The sequence below is a fragment of the Bacillus sp. DTU_2020_1000418_1_SI_GHA_SEK_038 genome (genome assembly GCF_032341175.1).
GTDB lineage: Bacteria > Bacillota > Bacilli > Bacillales > Cytobacillaceae > Cytobacillus.
In genome coordinates, this window is sequence record NZ_CP135435.1 from 2,998,022 (window position 1) to 3,016,047 (window position 18,026).

Annotated in this window: 19 protein-coding genes, 1 pseudogene and 1 riboswitch; of the genes and pseudogenes, 7 read left to right on the top strand and 13 right to left on the bottom strand. The window is 38.7% G+C overall.

What is annotated here, in order from left to right:
• The first annotated feature begins 59 nt into the window (after window positions 1-59).
• The 3 genes from proV to RRV45_RS14910 are packed head-to-tail and all read left to right on the top strand — an operon-like array spanning window position 60 to window position 3,084.
• Entirely contained in the window at window positions 60-1,337 is a 1,278-nt protein-coding gene (proV, locus tag RRV45_RS14900; protein WP_315669047.1) for a glycine betaine/L-proline ABC transporter ATP-binding protein ProV, read from the top strand.
• Window positions 1,325-2,173, top strand: coding sequence for an ABC transporter permease (locus RRV45_RS14905; protein ID WP_315665481.1), 849 nt, complete (start codon window positions 1,325-1,327; stop codon window positions 2,171-2,173). The genes proV and RRV45_RS14905 overlap by 13 nt, the downstream gene beginning before the upstream one ends.
• Window positions 2,173-3,084: a glycine betaine ABC transporter substrate-binding protein gene (locus RRV45_RS14910; protein WP_315665482.1), complete on the top strand. Its 912-nt coding sequence runs from the start codon at window positions 2,173-2,175 to the stop codon at window positions 3,082-3,084. The genes RRV45_RS14905 and RRV45_RS14910 overlap by 1 nt, the downstream gene beginning before the upstream one ends.
• Before the next feature lie 106 nt (window positions 3,085-3,190).
• Here the strand turns inward: RRV45_RS14910 and pdxT are convergent, their stop codons facing one another.
• Together pdxT and pdxS are read right to left on the bottom strand one after the other, a co-directional pair.
• The gene (pdxT, locus tag RRV45_RS14915) at window positions 3,191-3,787 is read right to left on the bottom strand and encodes a pyridoxal 5'-phosphate synthase glutaminase subunit PdxT (RefSeq protein ID WP_315665483.1); all 597 of its coding nucleotides are present in this window, start codon (window positions 3,785-3,787) and stop codon (window positions 3,191-3,193) included.
• Window position 3,788: 1 nt separating this feature from the next.
• Window positions 3,789-4,676 (bottom strand): pyridoxal 5'-phosphate synthase lyase subunit PdxS, encoded by an 888-nt coding sequence (gene pdxS / locus RRV45_RS14920; RefSeq protein WP_315665485.1) that lies wholly within the window; start codon window positions 4,674-4,676, stop codon window positions 3,789-3,791.
• A 259-nt stretch (window positions 4,677-4,935) separates the two neighbouring features.
• Here pdxS and RRV45_RS14925 point away from each other — a divergent pair, with 259 nt between their 5' ends.
• Window positions 4,936-6,336, top strand: a complete 1,401-nt coding sequence (locus tag RRV45_RS14925; protein WP_315665486.1) for a MocR-like pyridoxine biosynthesis transcription factor PdxR — start codon at window positions 4,936-4,938, stop codon at window positions 6,334-6,336.
• Window positions 6,337-6,402: 66 nt separating this feature from the next.
• On the opposite strand, the pseudogene RRV45_RS14930 reads toward RRV45_RS14925, so the two are convergent.
• The 3 genes and pseudogenes from RRV45_RS14930 to RRV45_RS14940 all read right to left on the bottom strand — a co-directional run.
• Window positions 6,403-6,480 (bottom strand): annotated as a pseudogene (locus RRV45_RS14930) (DNA-binding response regulator); the annotation flags it as partial.
• Window positions 6,481-6,520: 40 nt separating this feature from the next.
• Window positions 6,521-7,444 (bottom strand): ketopantoate reductase family protein, encoded by a 924-nt coding sequence (locus tag RRV45_RS14935; RefSeq protein ID WP_315665487.1) that lies wholly within the window; start codon window positions 7,442-7,444, stop codon window positions 6,521-6,523.
• A gap of 117 nt (window positions 7,445-7,561) precedes the next feature.
• Window positions 7,562-8,398, bottom strand: a complete 837-nt coding sequence (locus RRV45_RS14940) for a lipoate--protein ligase family protein (protein ID WP_315665488.1) — start codon at window positions 8,396-8,398, stop codon at window positions 7,562-7,564.
• Between the two features lie 171 nt (window positions 8,399-8,569).
• Here RRV45_RS14940 and RRV45_RS14945 point away from each other — a divergent pair, with 171 nt between their 5' ends.
• Complete coding sequence (locus RRV45_RS14945; RefSeq protein ID WP_315665489.1) at window positions 8,570-8,950, top strand: rhodanese-like domain-containing protein; 381 nt, start codon at window positions 8,570-8,572, stop codon at window positions 8,948-8,950.
• A 69-nt stretch (window positions 8,951-9,019) separates the two neighbouring features.
• On the opposite strand, the gene gcvPB is transcribed toward RRV45_RS14945, so the two are convergent.
• From gcvPB to gcvT, 3 genes are read right to left on the bottom strand one after another with little or no spacing between them, the layout of a single operon-like run.
• Window positions 9,020-10,480, bottom strand: a complete 1,461-nt coding sequence (gene gcvPB / locus RRV45_RS14950) for an aminomethyl-transferring glycine dehydrogenase subunit GcvPB (protein WP_315665491.1) — start codon at window positions 10,478-10,480, stop codon at window positions 9,020-9,022.
• A complete protein-coding gene (gene gcvPA / locus RRV45_RS14955; RefSeq protein WP_315665493.1) occupies window positions 10,473-11,819 on the bottom strand; it encodes an aminomethyl-transferring glycine dehydrogenase subunit GcvPA in 1,347 nt (448 codons plus the stop codon). Before gcvPA ends, gcvPB begins: the two co-directional genes overlap by 8 nt.
• Window positions 11,820-11,838: 19 nt before the next feature.
• A complete protein-coding gene (gene gcvT, locus RRV45_RS14960; protein WP_315665494.1) occupies window positions 11,839-12,942 on the bottom strand; it encodes a glycine cleavage system aminomethyltransferase GcvT in 1,104 nt (367 codons plus the stop codon).
• Window positions 12,943-13,161: 219 nt separating this feature from the next.
• A riboswitch (glycine riboswitch) is annotated at window positions 13,162-13,254 on the bottom strand.
• A 304-nt stretch (window positions 13,255-13,558) separates the two neighbouring features.
• Between gcvT and RRV45_RS14965 the strand changes: the two genes are divergently transcribed.
• Both RRV45_RS14965 and RRV45_RS14970 read left to right on the top strand, forming a co-directional pair.
• Window positions 13,559-15,247, top strand: a complete 1,689-nt coding sequence (locus RRV45_RS14965) for a DEAD/DEAH box helicase (RefSeq protein WP_315665495.1) — start codon at window positions 13,559-13,561, stop codon at window positions 15,245-15,247.
• On the top strand, window positions 15,225-16,019 hold the full coding sequence (locus tag RRV45_RS14970) for a YqhG family protein (RefSeq protein WP_315665496.1): 795 nt from the start codon (window positions 15,225-15,227) through the stop codon (window positions 16,017-16,019). The genes RRV45_RS14965 and RRV45_RS14970 overlap by 23 nt, the downstream gene beginning before the upstream one ends.
• A gap of 139 nt (window positions 16,020-16,158) precedes the next feature.
• Here RRV45_RS14970 and RRV45_RS14975 read toward each other — a convergent pair whose 3' ends face one another.
• The 5 genes from RRV45_RS14975 to comGD form a co-directional block, all read right to left on the bottom strand.
• Window positions 16,159-16,371: a YqzE family protein gene (locus tag RRV45_RS14975; protein ID WP_315665497.1), complete on the bottom strand. Its 213-nt coding sequence runs from the start codon at window positions 16,369-16,371 to the stop codon at window positions 16,159-16,161.
• Between the two features lie 92 nt (window positions 16,372-16,463).
• Window positions 16,464-16,847 (bottom strand): competence type IV pilus minor pilin ComGG, encoded by a 384-nt coding sequence (gene comGG / locus RRV45_RS14980; protein WP_315665498.1) that lies wholly within the window; start codon window positions 16,845-16,847, stop codon window positions 16,464-16,466.
• On the bottom strand, window positions 16,834-17,316 hold the full coding sequence (comGF, locus tag RRV45_RS14985; protein WP_315665499.1) for a competence type IV pilus minor pilin ComGF: 483 nt from the start codon (window positions 17,314-17,316) through the stop codon (window positions 16,834-16,836). The genes comGG and comGF overlap by 14 nt, the downstream gene beginning before the upstream one ends.
• A complete protein-coding gene (locus RRV45_RS14990; protein ID WP_315665500.1) occupies window positions 17,267-17,602 on the bottom strand; it encodes a hypothetical protein in 336 nt (111 codons plus the stop codon). Before RRV45_RS14990 ends, comGF begins: the two co-directional genes overlap by 50 nt.
• Window positions 17,586-18,026, bottom strand: a complete 441-nt coding sequence (comGD, locus tag RRV45_RS14995; RefSeq protein ID WP_315665501.1) for a competence type IV pilus minor pilin ComGD — start codon at window positions 18,024-18,026, stop codon at window positions 17,586-17,588. Before comGD ends, RRV45_RS14990 begins: the two co-directional genes overlap by 17 nt.

Consider the following 18,026-nt stretch of genomic DNA (forward strand, 5'->3'; position numbering starts at 1 on the left):
TTCTAATACTTATACAATTAAAAGGTCTTAATGAACGGCGTGAATATATGAGCGAGGTGATTGTTTTGAGTGATGAAAACGCAAAATTAAGCGTAAAAAATGTAACAAAAATATTTGGAAGGAATGGAAAAAAAGCATTACAGCTTCTTAATGAAGGAAACAGCAAAAGTGAAATTCTAAAAAAAACCGGAGCAACTGTTGGGGTTAATCAGGCAAGTTTTCATGTGTATGCTGGAGAAATCTTTGTCATTATGGGACTTTCAGGAAGCGGTAAATCCACATTAGTTCGTATGCTTAACCGACTTATTGACCCAACTGTTGGCGAAGTTTTAATAGATGGTAAGGATATTACGAAAATGAAGAAAGATGAGCTAAGAGAAGTTCGCAGAAAAAAAATCAGTATGGTTTTTCAAAAATTTGCGCTTCTTCCACATCGGACTGTGCTCGAAAATACAGAGTACGGTTTAGAAATTCAAGGGGTAAATAAGGAAGAAAGAAAACAAAAAGCAATTAATGCCCTAAAACTTGTAAATCTTGAAGGATATGAAAACCAATTCCCTGATCAGTTGAGCGGAGGAATGCAGCAGCGAGTCGGGTTGGCCAGAGCGCTCGCAAACGACCCGGATATTTTATTAATGGATGAGGCCTTTAGCGCATTGGATCCATTAATTCGGAAGGATATGCAAGACGAATTAACAGAGCTTCAATCAAAAATGGAAAAAACAATTGTATTTATCACCCATGATTTAGATGAGGCTCTTAGAATCGGTGATCGTATTGCATTAATGAAAGATGGAGAGATCGTACAAATTGGCACCCCTGAAGAAATATTAATGAAACCTTCGAACAAGTATGTTGAACGATTTGTCGAAGATGTTGATTTATCGAAAGTCTTGACGGCAAACCATGTTATGAAGAGAGCCGAAACCGTACAAATCGATAAAGGCCCTCGAGTTGCGCTGCAAATGATGAGAGAGCTTGGAATTTCTAGTATTTATGCAGTAGATAGGAAAAAATCTCTCCTTGGTGCTATTCATGCAGCAGATGCAAAGTCTGCTGCCGATAAAGGCCAATCTCTGCTTAACATTCTCGATATTAATGTAAAAAAGGTTCCAGGAGATACTTTGTTAGCAAACCTGTTCGATAAAGTATCGACCGCCACGATTCCAGTTGCCGTTGTGGACGAAAATGATCGCCTCCTAGGCATACTTGTCCGAGGTGCTGTAATAGGGGCATTAGCAGGCAATAATGACGTAATTAATGATTTTGAACAGGCAAGAGAGGAAGCGGCTGTAAGTCAAACTGATAAAGGGGTGGTGATCAAATGGAAAGCATAATGCCAAAACTGCCGATTGCGAAATGGATGGATCACTTTGTTGATTGGCTGACAATCACCTTTGAAGCTGCTTTTGATGGGATTACTAAAGTACTTGAAAGTGTTGTTAATGGCTTAGTTGCAGGTCTAAGTTTTATTCCCTTCTATATATTTATTATTCTACTAACAATACTTGCTTGGAAGCTATCATCAAAAGGAATGGCACTGTTTACTTTTATTGGCTTGTTCCTAATCTATAACTTAGGCTATTGGGAGCCGATGCTTGAAACACTTGCGCTAGTATTGGCAGCCGTATTCCTGTCTGTACTCATCGGGGTTCCTGCAGGAATTTGGGCTTCACAGAGTAAAAGGGTAAAGCAGATTGTAACGCCAATTTTAGACTTTATGCAAACGATGCCTGCCTTCGTCTATTTAATTCCTGCTATCTTCTTCTTTAATATTGGTGTCGTTCCTGGAGTTGTAGCATCCGTTATTTTTGCTATGCCGCCAACGATAAGATTAACGATACTCGGCATTCAACAAGTCCCTGCAGATATTATCGAAGCGACTGAAAGCTTTGGTTCTACAACAAGCCAACGTCTCATGAAAGTTCAGCTGCCTCTAGCCATGCCTACGATCATGGCAGGGATTAACCAAAGCATCATGCTTGCGCTTTCAATGGTCGTAATCGCATCAATGGTAGGTGCACCAGGATTAGGTGCTGATGTTTATCGTGCAGTTACACAGATTCAAATCGGCAAAGGTTTTGAGGCTGGTCTTGCGATCGTGGTTATCGCCATTATCCTTGACCGGATGACCCAAAATATAGGAATAAAAAAACAAGGGGGAAATATGTAATGAATAAAAAATGGATGTCTGCATTAATGATTCCTGTCCTCGCATTAGGACTAGCTGCTTGCGGCACAGACAAGGCTGACAGTAACGAGAATGAGACAGAAAAAGGAGCTTCAAATCAATCTGTAGGTGAAAGTGTTGATTACAAAATCATCGGGATTGATCCAGGCGCAGGAATAATGAAAGCATCAGAAGCTGCTGTTAAGGAATATGAGCTAAATGACTGGGATGTCGTTGAAGGTTCAGGTGCTGCAATGACTGCAGCATTAAAAAAGGCCTATGCCAAGGAAGAACCAATCATAATTACTGGCTGGACGCCACATTGGAAATTCTCTAAATTTGATTTGAAATATTTAGAAGATCCTAAAGGTGTTTACGGCGGGGAAGAGAATATTCATACCATTGCGCGTTTAGGGCTTGCTGATGATCACCCATCAGCCTACAAGTTTCTTGATCAGTTCAATTGGACTTCAGAAGAAATGGGAGATGTCATGGTTAAAGTGACAGATGGCGAAGATCCCGAAAAAGCTGCCAAAGCTTGGGTTGAGGCAAATGCTGACAAAGTAGCCGATTGGACTGAAGGTGTAGAAAAAGTAGATGGTGATAAAATTACCCTTGGCTATGTTGCATGGGACAGTGAAATCGCTAGTACTAACGTAATTGCAACTGTGTTAACAGACCTTGGTTATGATGTTACACTTCGCCAGATTGAAGCTGGACCTCTATGGGCCGGTGTTGCTGACGGAAGCTTAGACGCAAGTGTTGCTGCTTGGCTGCCTGTCACACATGCTGATTACAATGAAAAATTTGATGGCAAATTCGAAGACTTAGGTTCGAATATGGAAGGGACAAAAATTGGGTTAGTCGTTCCCACCTATATGGAAATCGATTCTATTGAAGATTTGAAAAAATAACCATATTAAAAGACAATGCCAACACGGCATTGTCTTTTTTTTCCATTATTAACACATCACGTTTCCGCTCTGTAGGCGGTTTTTCTATAGATGGGTCGTAAAACATTTATCCTACTTGCACTTCTTTTTGCATCTGACTCTCTACCATTTTAACGAATAGTTGAAGAAAACGAGTATCAGAAGTTAACTCTGGATGGAAAGCACAAGCAAGAACATTCCCTTCTCTTGCCGCAACAATTTTCTCATCATGTTTTGCTAAAACCTCTACATTTTCGCCCGCAATTTCAATATAAGGTGCACGAATAAAAACAGCCTTATAAGGATCGTCAATACCAGCTATATTAAGATCTGCTTCAAAGCTGGCAATTTGTCGGCCAAACGCATTTCTCTTTACAGTAATATCCATAATCTTCAGGTGGGATTTTTCTGAATCAACAAGTTCCTTAGCAACTAATACCATACCAGCGCAAGTTCCAAAAATGGGTTTTCCAGCCGTGTAGAATTCTATTAATGGATCGAAAAAATTGTAGCGGTCGATAAGATTTCGCATCGCTGTACTCTCACCGCCAGGGAGAATTAGTCCATTAATTTGTTCAAGCTGCTCTGGTTTCTTTACAACAACAGCCTTTAATCCCAAGGTTTCAATTTGTTTTACATGCTCGGCAACGGCACCCTGCAGCCCTAAAACCCCGATTGTTGTCATATTACCATCCACGCTCCTGCATTCTGTCTTCAAGAGACAGCTTGGAAATATCAATTCCTTTCATTGCAGCTCCTAGCTCTTTTGAAAGCTTCCCAATTAAATCGTAATCAGTGTAATAAGTTGTCGCTTGAACAATTGCACTTGCAAATTTCTCAGGATTTTCGGATTTAAAGATACCTGAACCAACAAACACTCCATCCGCACCAAGCTCCATCATTAATGCAGCATCAGCAGGAGTAGCGATACCACCAGCAGCAAAGTTAACAACTGGCAGCTTTCCTAGTTCTTTAATTTGCTTTAAAATTTCAAAAGGCGCACCTAGAACCTTTGCTTCTGTCATTAATTCATCATTGCTCATCACAGAAATTTTGCGAACCTGCGCATTTACTTTACGCATATGTCGAACCGCTTCCACAATATTACCTGTACCAGGCTCACCTTTAGTACGCAGCATTGCTGCGCCCTCGCCAATACGGCGTGCAGCTTCTCCAAGATCACGGCAGCCACAAACAAACGGTACAGTGAAATCACTCTTCAATAAATGGAACTCTTCGTCTGCAGGCGTTAATACTTCACTTTCGTCAATGTAGTCAACACCCATAGCCTCTAATACTCTTGCCTCCACAATATGACCAATACGAGCTTTAGCCATTACTGGGATTGATACTGCATTCATTACTTCTTCAACAATACGAGGGTCAGCCATTCTTGCAACCCCGCCGGCAGCGCGAATATCAGAAGGCACTCTTTCTAATGCCATTACAGCAACAGCACCTGCCGCTTCTGCTACTCTTGCTTGCTCTGCATTCACAACGTCCATAATAACGCCGCCTTTTTGCATTTGAGCCATGCCTCTTTTTACAGTTTCAGTTCCTAATAATTTTTCCATATTTCACACTCCATCTCATTTAACTATTGTATTTTACGAATCTATTGATTAGTATAAAAATTTATTGACCTTCTGGAAAGTGTCAGTTATATATGTTTTAATAGGGTCAGTTATAATTAGAAATGTTATTTGTCTCATTCCGTTTCATAAACTATTGAATTTTTTGAATCTATTGATTAGTATAAAGAGCAATTGACCGTATTGAAAGTGTCAGTTTTACAAAATATAACCAGTCCAGTATTAAGGAGGTTTTATAAAAATGGAAATGTTATCATGTCACTTAAATAGATCTAGTGAAATACCATTGTATGACCAATTATACCTATATATTAAAAAGGAAATAATAGAAGGACGCATACAATACGGAACAAAACTGCCATCAAAGCGGAAATTAGCTGATTTTTTAAAAATTAGTCAAAATACTGTGGAAACAGCCTATCAGCAATTGACCGCAGAAGGATATGTCGAGGCTTACCCGCGTAAAGGATATTTTGTCATGACACATGAAGACTTAGAATATATGCAAACAAACCATTCCTTACAGGAAAATACAAAAATAAGTCAGGAATATATAAAATACAATTTCCATCCAAGCATGATTGACACTGAAAATTTCCCATTTTCCGTATGGAGAAAATACGCAAAAAATACAATCACAAAAGAAAATCATTCTTTGCTGCTGCTTGGCGAGTTACAAGGGGAGATGGAATTGCGGCAAGAAATCGCTCACTATTTGTATCAAGCCAGAGGGGTACAATGTTCACCAGAACAAATAATTGTTGGGGCAGGTATCGAAATTTTATTGCAGCAGCTCTTTCTTCTATTTGATAAAAAAATGGTTTATGGTGTGGAGGATCCAGGTTACCATTTGATATTGCAAATTCTTAAGGGCTTTCCAAATGAAGTGCATACTCTTGAAATAGATGAGGAAGGAGTAAAAGTAGAACCTATTAATGATAAAAACATCAATATCGTTTATGTAGCTCCTTCCCACCACTTTCCATATGGAACTGTATTATCGGTAAACCGCCGAACTAAGCTGTTAAAGTGGGCTGCAGCTGAGAAAGATCGTTATATTATCGAAGATGACTATGATAGTGAATTTCGCTATAGCGGAAAATCAATTCCCTCCTTGCAAAGCATGGACATTCATGAAAAAGTGATTTATTTAGGTGCATTTTCAAAATCATTAATGCCATCAATCAGAATTAGTTATATGGTGCTGCCAAAACCTCTTTTACAGCAATATAAAGAGGAATTGCCGTTCTACCATTCATGTTCCGTCTCAAGAATTGACCAGCATATTCTAGCTCAGTTCTTGAAGGAGGGGGATTTTGAAAGACATTTAAATAGAATGAGAAAGATTTATCGTCGTAAACTCGAAAAAGTTGTTGAATTATTAAAACCATATCAAGATAAGCTCGCCATCATTGGTGAACACTCTGGCCTTCATATCGTTCTCGTTGTTAATAATGGCATGAGTGAGGGGGAACTTGTTCAAAAAGCAGCTGAGAATGCCATGAAGGTTTATCCATTATCCCATTACTCACTAGAAAAAAAACATGAGATTCCCGCGCAAATTGTTCTTGGTTTTGCTGGAATTCGTGAAAATGAATTAGAAGATGCTATCCAACTCCTATTAAGATGTTGGAAGTTTTAATTTATAAACTAAAAAAATAGCAGCAAGAACCATAGCTTTGGTCTTTGCTGCTATTTTTAGTTTGTTTTAAATCCAGCCCTTTTCCTCTGCGATGCTAATCGCCTCAATCCTATTTTTCACCTGAAGCTTACTAATGATTTCTGACCGAGTGTATCATACAAATCACGAGCAATTAAACGTAAGCTTAATATTCATTTTCAATTGCTTTGATACGGTTATAGAACTTTTCGTTTACCGGAGTCGAAATCCCATGCTTTCTCCCTAATGCTAAAACAGTTCCTGAGAAAAGTTCAACTTCACTGAAGCGCTTAGCCTCTAAATCCTGTGCCATCGATGGCTTTCCCTCTGGGCTTAATTTACTTAAGACGTCTAACCAATACTCGATATCCGCTTCAGTTAAATGGATTCCCTCCTTTTCAGATAGAACCATTACCTCTCTCATCGCAGCAATCATCGTCTCTCTTGCTTCTCCTAGTCTTTGAATTTCGCCATAATTGCCTTCATAGACCGCAACGGTTTGATTAACACCGACATTTAACATAAATTTACTCCACAAATGTTTATACATTTCAGGAATAATTTGATAAGGAAATTCCTTTCTATCAAAGAAGTCCGCAACCGCTCTGACCTTTTCAGTTGATTCTTCGTCTGAATATTGTTCACCAAAGCAAAGCATCCCCATATGATCATAAGTCAATTGGTTCCCTGCCTTAACGGCATCCATTCCCTGTGCCACACAGTATAGAACCTTATCGATTCCGTATGCATCACCAATAATCCCCTCGCTTGTTATGCCATTTAATGCAGATAGGATAATCGTATGTTCCCCTACATGATTTTTGCAGGCTTGGATTGCATCAGATAGTCCCTCATTTTTTACCGTAAAAATTAGCAGATCAGCTGGGTCTACCTGCTCTTCAGGTGTTACATATTGAAAATCGCAACGTTCATTATTGCAGTAAACCTGTTCCCTCTGATATTTATCTACTCGTCCTTTGTCAGCAATAATTCTTAGATTCTCTTTTGGCATTTTGTTAGACAGATAGTGACCAAACATGATCCCCAATGCCCCTAAGCCTATGATGGATACGGTTTTAATCTCTTTCACACCTATAATCTCCTTTATCTTTTTTCTTTACTGAATATTTTAACATAGGATGAGGAGCAAAATGGTGAATTAAACCTTTTTGAAGATAAACAAAAAGCGGTGCCATCTGGCCCGCCTTTATCGTTTGAAATTCCATTCATCTTGTTCATAGCGCTCTTTTGCAATTTTATTCACATATGCTAATTCATCCATGTTGAGCTCATATGGCTCCAATTCAATATCAAGCCCTTCAGCAAACCCTACCCGAAATGCTTCTTTTGCCTGCTCAAGCGTAATTCTTTCTTTACTAATTTCATTAATTGCGACGGCCTTATTTTTGAAAGCCTTTTGCATCCGTTCCTTCACCCGGTCACTTGGGTATTTAAACAGGCTAAAGAGCTTGTCTTCTTCAATATCGAGTAAAATTGAGCCATGCTGAAGAATAACGCCCTTCTGTCTAGTTTGTGCGCTTCCAGCTACCTTTCTTCCCTCTACAACAAGCTCATACCAGCTAGGAGCATCAAAACAAACGGCAGAACGAGGATTTTTCAAAGATTCCTTTTCCTCTTCCGTTCTCGGAACTGCAAAATATGCATCCATTCCTAGATGGAGAAATCCTTTAAGAATGCCTTCAGAAATAACTCTATAAGCTTCAGTAACTGTTTTCGGCATTTCCGGATGCTCTTCCGATACAATTACGCTATATGTAAGCTCATGCTCATGCAGGACGCCTCTTCCTCCAGTTGGCCGGCGGACGAATCCTAAGCCATGATGCTTAACAGCTTCCATATCAATTTCTCTATCAACCTTTTGAAAATAACCAATTGAAAGAGTTGCAGGATTCCATCCATAGAAGCGAATTGTCGGAGGAATTTTTCCTTCACTATGCCAATCAAGCAATGCTTCATCCAGTGCCATATTGAAAGATGGGGTACCAGCACCTGAATCAATAAAACGCCAAGTTTCTTTTGCCATTGCATTAACCTCTTTTTCTCATTTATGTATGCGATTTTAGTCTATCAAAAAAAAGCTAAAAATCAAAGCAGCATGATTTTTGCATGGAATTTGTCTGATTTCCTTTACTCGTCTTATAGAACACTTATATAATAGAGAAGGCAAGCTTTAGTGCGAAAGGAGAAAGACATTTTGGAAACACTATATTTCCTTCTAATCATGGCAGGCGGATTTCTTACGTATTCCCTAATAACATGGTTATACCAGAAGAGAATTGTCAAGACATTGACAGAAGAACAATTTCGCGAGGGCTACAGAAAAGCCCAGCTAATTGATGTCCGTGAACCAAATGAGTTTGAGAATGGACATATTCTAGGAGCTCGAAATATTCCGCTATCACAGATGAAAATGCGCTTGAAGGAGCTTAGACCTGACAAGCCTGTCTACTTATATTGCCAAAGCGGCATGAGAAGCGGCAGAGCTGCCCAGTTTCTTCATCGTAAAGGCTATAAAGACCTATCACATCTTCAAGGCGGATTTAAAAAATGGTCTGGTAAAATTAAGACAAAATAATACGAAAAGCTGTAGTCAGTGCCAAAAGACCTCTGCACATTTTCTATGCAGAGGTCTTTTATATATATATTATTGTTTTTGATAGCGAAGCACTGGCTTACGAGCAGCCATTGTTTCATCAAGACGGCCAATGACCGTGCTATGAGGTGCTTCTTGAACGATTTCTGGATTCTCCTCTGCTTCTTTTGCAATTTGAATCATTGCATCACAGAAGGCATCGAGAGTTTCTTTAGATTCAGTTTCAGTCGGCTCTATCATGATACATTCTTCCACATTTAATGGGAAGTAAATAGTAGGAGGATGGTAGCCGAAATCTAACAGACGCTTCGCAATGTCAAGTGTACGAACGCCAAGTTTCTTTTGACGCTTTCCGCTTAATACGAACTCATGTTTGCAATGTCTATCAAATGGAAGGTCATAAGAGCCTTGAAGTCTTCTCATCATATAGTTTGCATTTAATACTGCATATTCAGTTACTGCCTTTAAGCCATCTGGACCCATTGAACGGATATACGTGTAGGCACGGACATTAATTCCGAAGTTTCCGTAATAAGGCTTCACACGTCCAATAGACTGAGGACGGTCATAATCTAATACAAATTGATCGCCTTGTTTAACTAAAACTGGCTTTGGAAGATAAGGAATTAAGTCTGCTTTAACGCCTACAGGGCCTGAACCAGGACCGCCACCGCCGTGTGGACCAGTGAATGTCTTATGCAGGTTAAGGTGAACTAAGTCAAATCCCATATCTCCTGGGCGTGCTTTAGACATAACAGCGTTTAGGTTAGCTCCGTCATAGTAAAGCTTTCCGCCTGCACCGTGAACAATTTCTGCCATTTCAAGAATATTTTCTTCAAACAGCCCTAATGTATTTGGATTAGTAAGCATAAGTGCAGCAGTATCTTCGCCTACTACTCGTCTTAAATCCTCCAAGTCTACTAGTCCATCTTCATTCGATTTAACAGTAATTGTTTCAAAGCCGGCAACCGCAGCGGAAGCAGGGTTTGTACCATGTGCTGAGTCAGGAACAATTACTTTCGTACGTTTAAAATCACCATTTGCTTCATGGAACGCACGGACCATCATTAAAGCTGTCCATTCTCCATGAGCGCCAGCTGCTGGCTGAAGTGTAACTTGATCCATACCCGTAATTTCAATTAAATGCTCTTGAAGATCATACATTAACTCTAAAGCACCTTGAACAGAACTTTCATCCTGAAGCGGATGCAAATGAGCAAATCCAGCATAACGTGCCACATTTTCATTGATTTTCGGATTGTATTTCATTGTACAAGAACCAAGCGGGTAAAAACCAGAGTCAACCCCGTGGTTACGATTAGAAAGTGCAGTATAGTGACGCATAATATCTAATTCAGATACTTCTGGCAGCTCTGGTTCTTCTTCTCTTAGAAAGCCCGCTGGAACCAGTTCATTAATATCAGTTTCCGGAACATCCATTTCCGGGAGACTATAACCGATGCGGCCAGGTGTGCTTAATTCGAAAATGAGTGCTTGATCATCCTTATGCATGGTACTCCCCCATTTCTTTAACAAAAGTATCAATTTCTTCTTTCGTTCTTAATTCAGTAACAGCAACTAACATATGGTTCTTTAAGTCAGAGTAATCACGGCCTAAATCATATCCGCCAATAATACTTTTTTCTAGAAGTTTTTGATTTACTTCTTTTACAGGTGTATTTAATTTAATGATAAATTCATTAAAGGACGGGCCTTCAAATACTACTTCAAAGCCATTTTCTTTAAATGCTTTTTTAGCATAATTGGCTTTCTGAATATTAGCTATAGCCATTTCCTTAACGCCTTGCTTTCCTAATGCCGTCATTGCTACTGATGCAGCAAGAGCATTTAACGCTTGGTTTGAACAAATATTAGAAGTCGCTTTTTCACGGCGGATATGTTGTTCACGCGCTTGAAGCGTTAGTACAAAACCGCGGCGCCCTTGTTCATCTACTGTTTGTCCAACAAGACGTCCAGGAACTTTTCTCATTAATTTATTCGTAACAGCGAAGTAACCGCAGTGAGGACCGCCAAATGCTGTCGGAATTCCGAAAACTTGCGCATCTCCAGCAACAATATCAGCACCGAATTTTCCTGGAGGTGTTAGTGCTCCAAGTGCTAGCGGGTTGCTTGATACGACAAATAATGATTTTTGTGCGTGAATAATTTCTTCAAGCTCTTTCATTGGCTCAATTCTTCCAAAGAAGTTTGGATATTGAACGATTACCCCAGCAATATCATCATTGATCATTTCTTTCAATGCATCGACATCAGTTACACCATCTTTATGTGGGACCTCAACAACTTCAATGTTTTGGCCTTTTGCATACATTTTTACAACTTCTTTTGATTCTGGATGTACTGCGCTCGAAATTAATAATTTATTACGGCGAGTTTGAGCAGCACTTAGCGTTCCAGCTTCAGCAAGAGCAGTTCCTCCATCATACATAGAAGAGTTTGCCACATCCATACCTGTTAATTCGCAAATCATTGTTTGGAATTCAAAGATTGCCTGAAGCTCTCCTTGAGAGATTTCTGGCTGGTATGGTGTATAAGCTGTATAGAATTCAGAACGTGAAAGTACATGATCAACAATTACAGGCATGTAATGATCATAAACACCTGCTCCAATAAAAGCGGTATTGCTCTTAAGATCAGCATTCTTTTGTGCCATTAACGAAAGCTCTTTCATTAATGCTGTTTCAGTTGCTGCAGGTTTAATGTTATATTCACCTTTAAATCTTACTCGTTCAGGAATATCACTGAATAATTCATCGATTGAGTTCACACCGATTGTAGCAAGCATTTCTTTTTTATCTGACTCTGTCATCGGTAAATAGCGATGTTTCATTATTATGTCTCCTCTCCTGTTATTTCCCTTTTTTATAGAAAGGCGTCGCTGCCACAACTGCTTTTAGGCGCTTCCCGCGAATCTCTACTTCAACTTCTGTTCCAATTGCCGTATTTTCGGTATTTAATAAGGCCAAGCCGATATTTTTCTTTAAAGTTGGAGATTGTGTACCTGTTGTTACTTCTCCAATTTGCTCTTCACCTTTGAATACCGGATAGCCATGACGCGGAATTCCACGATCAATCATTTCAATTCCAGCTAATTTTCTTGTTAAACCCTCTTCTTTTTGTTTTAAAAGAACTTCTTTACCAATAAAATCAGCTTCTTTATTCACTTTTACGGCAAAACCGATTCCCGCTTCAAGTGGAGAAATTTCCGGAGAAATTTCTTGGCCGTATAGTACAAGGTTGGCTTCAAAGCGCAATGTATCACGGGCACCTAATCCGCAAGGGATTACCCCTTCTTCTTTTCCGGCTTCTAAAATATCCTTCCAAATAGCTACAACATCATTGGCATCGCAATAAATTTCGAAGCCGTCTTCTCCTGTATAACCCGTTCTGGAAACAAGAGCTTTTTTGCCATTTATATCGACTTGATCTTGAAATTTAAAAAAACCGATATCTGATAAATTTGTTTCAGCAGTCAGCTTTTGAAGAACAGACTCCGCTAACGGACCTTGAATAGCAACCTGAGCCGTCTTGTCGGAAAGGTTCTCGATTGTCACATCTCCTTCAAGATGGTCTGTGAGCCATTGATAGTCTTTTTCAATATTAGAAGCATTTACAACTAGCAAATAATGATCATCTGCAAATTTATAGACAAGTAAATCATCAACAGTCCCGCCATTTTCGTAACACATGGCTGTGTACTGGGCACCAAAAGTTTTTAGTTTTGAGATGTCATTTGTCATCATTTTTTGAAGATAGTTTAGGCTGTCTGGGCCTTTTACTTCTATTTCACCCATATGGGATACGTCAAACAACCCAGCTTTTGTACGAACTGCCTCATGCTCCTCTTTAATGCTAGAGAACTGAACAGGCAGATCCCAGCCGCCAAAGTCAATTGTCTTCGCACCATAGTCTTTGTAAACATCGAATAATGGTGTACGTTTTAACTGTGACATTCACTTGTCCCCCTTTTTATCCTTTTTAAAAGTTTAGAAATTCGCCAATTTAATGCGGTAAGCGCCTAGACACAGAAGCTAGACATATTACAGACACTAAAAAAGGGCAGAAATCCCCCTTAAAATAGAGAAGATCCCTGTCCTTGCACCTGAAAGTTTACCGATAACCGGCTTTCCCCTTTGGTGGCTTCCCTAATTAAGAAGCACTCTCCAGAGCTACGTCAAACAAGGGTTCTTTTGCCTGAGAGATTCACAACTGAAATTGCTTGCTCCTTCGGCGCTACAAAATGTAGTCTCTCCCCTTATCATCATCCGTATTTATAAAATTTTCCAAATTGGTCATACTAAACGCAAATACGTTCCTTAAAAACATACTTTTTAGCCTTGAATCCAATTTGAAACCTTTTTCCTTTAATAAAATCACTCGTTAAACTAAGTGGTTGTGGCAAATTTCAAAACTTTCAAAGCTATTATTATCCTACCATTAGAAACCTATTTGAGCAATGGTTAATATTTTTCTCATATAAAAGAAATGCGGAAAGCGCCTCGATGGTCCAAATGTCCACTATAACTGAGGCAGGCGCTAAAGCTAGACAGCTTTCAAAGGAGAAGTTTTATGACAGTAAATATTGAATTTGATTCTTCATGGCAGGAGGACTTTTTAACAAGAATCGTGCAGGACGGACCATGGGGGAACTGGGAACTTTATAAACTAGCGATAGAGGTTGAAAATCATACAACGATCCCTGAATTTGAGGGTCTGCAGGCCCCTAAGCATCTTTCAGGTCTTACTCCATTGCCTCACCAGCTGGAGGTGGCAAAGCAAGTAGTAGAAAATATGAATGGAAAAGCCATTCTTGCAGATGAAGTGGGTTTAGGAAAAACAATAGAAGCAGGATTAATATTAAAAGAATACATGATACGCGGCTTAGTCAAAAAAGTATTAATTCTTGTACCGGCCTCTCTTGTAACTCAATGGGCCATTGAACTAAACACCAAGTTTTTCATTCCAGCTGTTACCCAGAGGAAAAGCTATGTTTGGGAGCAGTGTGATGTGGTTGTATCATCTATTGATACGGCTAAACGGAATCCTCATAGAGATATTATTAATAAGCAAGATTATGACTTAATCATTATAGATGAAGCACATAAGCTCAAAAATAATAAAACCAAGAACTATGAGTTTGTACAAAATTTAAAAAAGAAGTTTTGCTTGCTTTTAACAGCTACACCTATTCAGAATCGCATCAGTGAAATTTTTAATCTTGTTTCGCTATTAAAGCCCGGCCATTTAGGAAATGAATCTGCTTTTTATCGAAAATACAGTAAGGATGCTCGTGACCTAGATGATGACAAGCATTTAAAGGAATTAGTGAATAAAGTAATGATTCGCAATCGGCGTGCTGATACAGGCATCGAGTGGACAAAACGAGTTGTTGAAACGATTCCTATTGAATTTTCAAAAGAAGAAAGAGATCTTTATGAAGCAGTCACTAACTTGCGGCGAGATGGCAATTGGATCAGCTCTAGCCAATTTTCCGTGATGACCCTTCAGCGCGAGGCGTGCAGCAGCCGTGAAGCTGTTTATTATACATTAAAAAACATGCTAGAAAGACAAGAAGAACCAACTATCGCCTATCAAAAGCAAATTCAATATTTAGTTGAAAAGGTTGAAGCCGTACAAAAAAACTCTAAAGCGGAGAAAGCACTTGAATTAATTCAGCAAATTAACGATAAAGTTATTATTTTCACAGAATATCGGGCAACACAAATGTATCTTCAATGGTTTCTCAAGCAATATGGCATCACTTCAGTACCCTTTCGAGGAGGGTTTAAAAGAGGCAAGAAAGACTGGATGCGTGAACTTTTTCAAAAAAACGCTCAGGTGCTGATTGCAACAGAAGCAGGCGGTGAAGGGATTAATCTTCAGTTTTGTAATCACATCATTAATTTTGACTTGCCATGGAACCCAATGAGGCTCGAACAAAGAATTGGGCGTATTCACCGTCTTGGACAGGAAAAGGATGTCATGATCTATAATTTTGCTACAAAGGATACTGTTGAAGAACATGTATTAAAGCTGTTGTACGAGAAAATTAATCTTTTCGAAAAGGTGATTGGCGATTTAGATGATATTCTTTCTAAGCTGGATTTCGGAAATGTTGAGGATCACCTAATTGATATATTCGGTAAATCTGCCTCAGAGGGTGAAATGAGAATAAAAATGGAGAACCTAACATCGATGATTCAATTTGCTGAAGAAATGCGGGAGGGTGAACAAAATGCAGCAACAAGAAATTCATAAATTTCTTGAAAGATACTTCCATGCAAACGGCTGTGAAATTACAGAAAATGGGCAAGGCTACATGACTGTCCAACTAACGATTGATCTTGATAAAGAACTTATGAATAGACCATTCTACTGGCATTACTTGGAGAAAACCGGAGGAATGCCTAATCCGATGAGGCTTACTTTAATAACTAACCCGCAGCAAGCTCCGGAACATATTAAAGGAGAAAGCATTCACTTTGGCTCGCCGCGCCTGCACCAAATTTTTCAAACAACCAAAAGCTTAGCGGGTTATATTCGATTATATGAAAACCATCATCAGACACCTGGGCAACAAATCCCTTTGAGGCCATGGCTTGCAATGAATGTCCGCATTTCCTATGAATGTGATCGAAAAAGGGACGTATTTAAATCAATTGGACTTCAATTAATAAATGGACAAATGGTTGAAAATTTTCATGATAGGTTGCTTCAATTGCAGCTAACACCGAAAATTCCAGACTATTCATTTACACTTTCCCCACTAATTATGCCAAGAAGCGGAATCTCAAGAGTGGAAAATTTCTTAAAATATCAAATTGAACAAGAGGATCACTCTTGGGCTATAAAAGCTAGAGAGCGCTGGGACAAGGACCTAAATCTACTTGAGCATTTTTATGAAGAGGCAGAAGAAAAGGATGAAAGTTATGAAATTGAAAAAACGGCCTTGAAGGAACAATACGAGCCTAAGGTGAAAATATCCATTGTCAATGGAGGATTGTTTTATTTAACTGATATGGCTGTGTAATAACAAAAGCGGAAGCGCCTTGATCAGCCCCGACAAGCATAAGACAATCCGGCAGAAAGGTTGTTCTTTAACCTTTTTGACGGATTGGCTTATGACCTCGAGGGGCTAGGTGCTGGAGCTAGACGTAAAAAGAAACCGCTCAAATTTTGAACGGTTTCTTTTCATATTTGTTTTCTTTTTTCCTCTTTAAATTAAAGTAGAGGACATAAGGGATCAATCCGAACCACCGATATAAGAATGGTTCTTTAATATCCTTCTTCTCTAATCTGCTTTTCTTGCGCTCATCTTTTGGCTGATCAATATACTTGACAACAGTTTCGGTAATGTATTTAACATAGTCATTCGATTTCATATGATGCACCCTGATTCTATTATTTAATAACTTCAATTCAAGTATGTCCTCTAATAACATATTTATTCAACTGCATCATCTTGCAAAGAAATTCAATTTTTTTCGATCCACTTTATCATTTTACCTTCCTCCTTATCAAAATACCCATAGGCGAGCATTTCAATATTTGTCCCGATGCGTAAATTAAATGTTGACATCAATAAAGTATCGGTTATTTTAGCCGTTTCATAATGGACTTCTCCATCGGAAAAAGAAAAAACACCAGTGTACTGATCTTCATCCTCCGTTAATAAAATATCTTCTATCCGTTTCAGAGAACTTATTAAATAATACTCTTGTTTCAAAAGAGTTTGTGATTCTTGTAAAAAACGAATCTCTGTTAAATAAAATTCAATATGCATTGTAAGCAGAAGCGCAACTAGCAAGATAATTGTAAAGGTAAGCGGGTAGGTAAATCCTTTTTCATTCTGGAGCATAATTTTCGTCCAAACTTATAAAGGAATATAATAATACGGAGTACTTTTGATCATAATGATCAGTCAACGTCAGCTTTACCCCATCACGTATCGGAGAAAATTGGAATGAATCTACTTGCTGAAGGACGATTTCATGTCCTTTGAAATCAACCCGCCTTCGTAAATTAGTTCCATGCTTTTCATATAGTATTAATTGACCATGCTTTGTAAATACCAGCCTATTATCTGAAACAATTATTTCCTCCGCTAATCGAAGCTCCTTCTTTATTTGATTGACAAATACATGCCATTCCATTCTTTTTAGACGTGCCTCCAGCTGATCATTTCCCATGAAATATTTAAAGATTAGTGGAAAAAAAGAAACAACAAGCAGAAAAATGGAAAAGGCATATAACATTTCTAGCATTGTAAAGCCTTTATTATTCATATATTTCACATTTCGTCTGTAGCTTCTTGAATACATCCTCATATTTAACGCAAACCTCCTGTTCAGCGTTTCCCCCTGAAGTCCCTTCATATATTTCATAAACAGTTTGATTGATCGTAATCAATTCTGATTGAGGCTGTAAATCTTCCTTTTGAGCCTTTAGCAATGTCTCATATAAAGCTTTAGTGCTGTCAAATTCTTGCCGAAGTTGAACAGATTGATCCATTAAATTCATTATTAAGGGTATAAAAATGGTTGTACTAACGAGCCATGCAGATAGAGTCAACAGCATCTCAGGCAAAAAGAACCCTTCATTCTTTTGCAACATAAAATCTTCCCTTTCCAATATAAAACATAAACCGATATTTCTCCCTTCCCGCAAATATGACAAAGGAACCAAATCTATTAATATTCCCATCTGACTGAAACTGAAAGTAGAGCTTCATTGACTCCTCTTGTACTGTAATCATTTCTGGTATTTCTCTTTCAATCAAGTAGTTGGCACTAAGCTTTTCATGTACGACATACTTACTCTCTTCCGGCAGAATATGAACATACACATCAATATGATGGGATAGAGCATATTGTTGAGCATAGAAAAGATCTGCTTTCAATTGTGAGATGAATTTTTCTTTTTCAAAGGAGATAAAATGGGGCTTTAATAGAAAGGCGGGTACAGAGGCAATAATGAGAAATACACTTAAGACAAATAAAGACTCTATTAAAGTGAAGCCTCCCTGTTTGCTAACCAT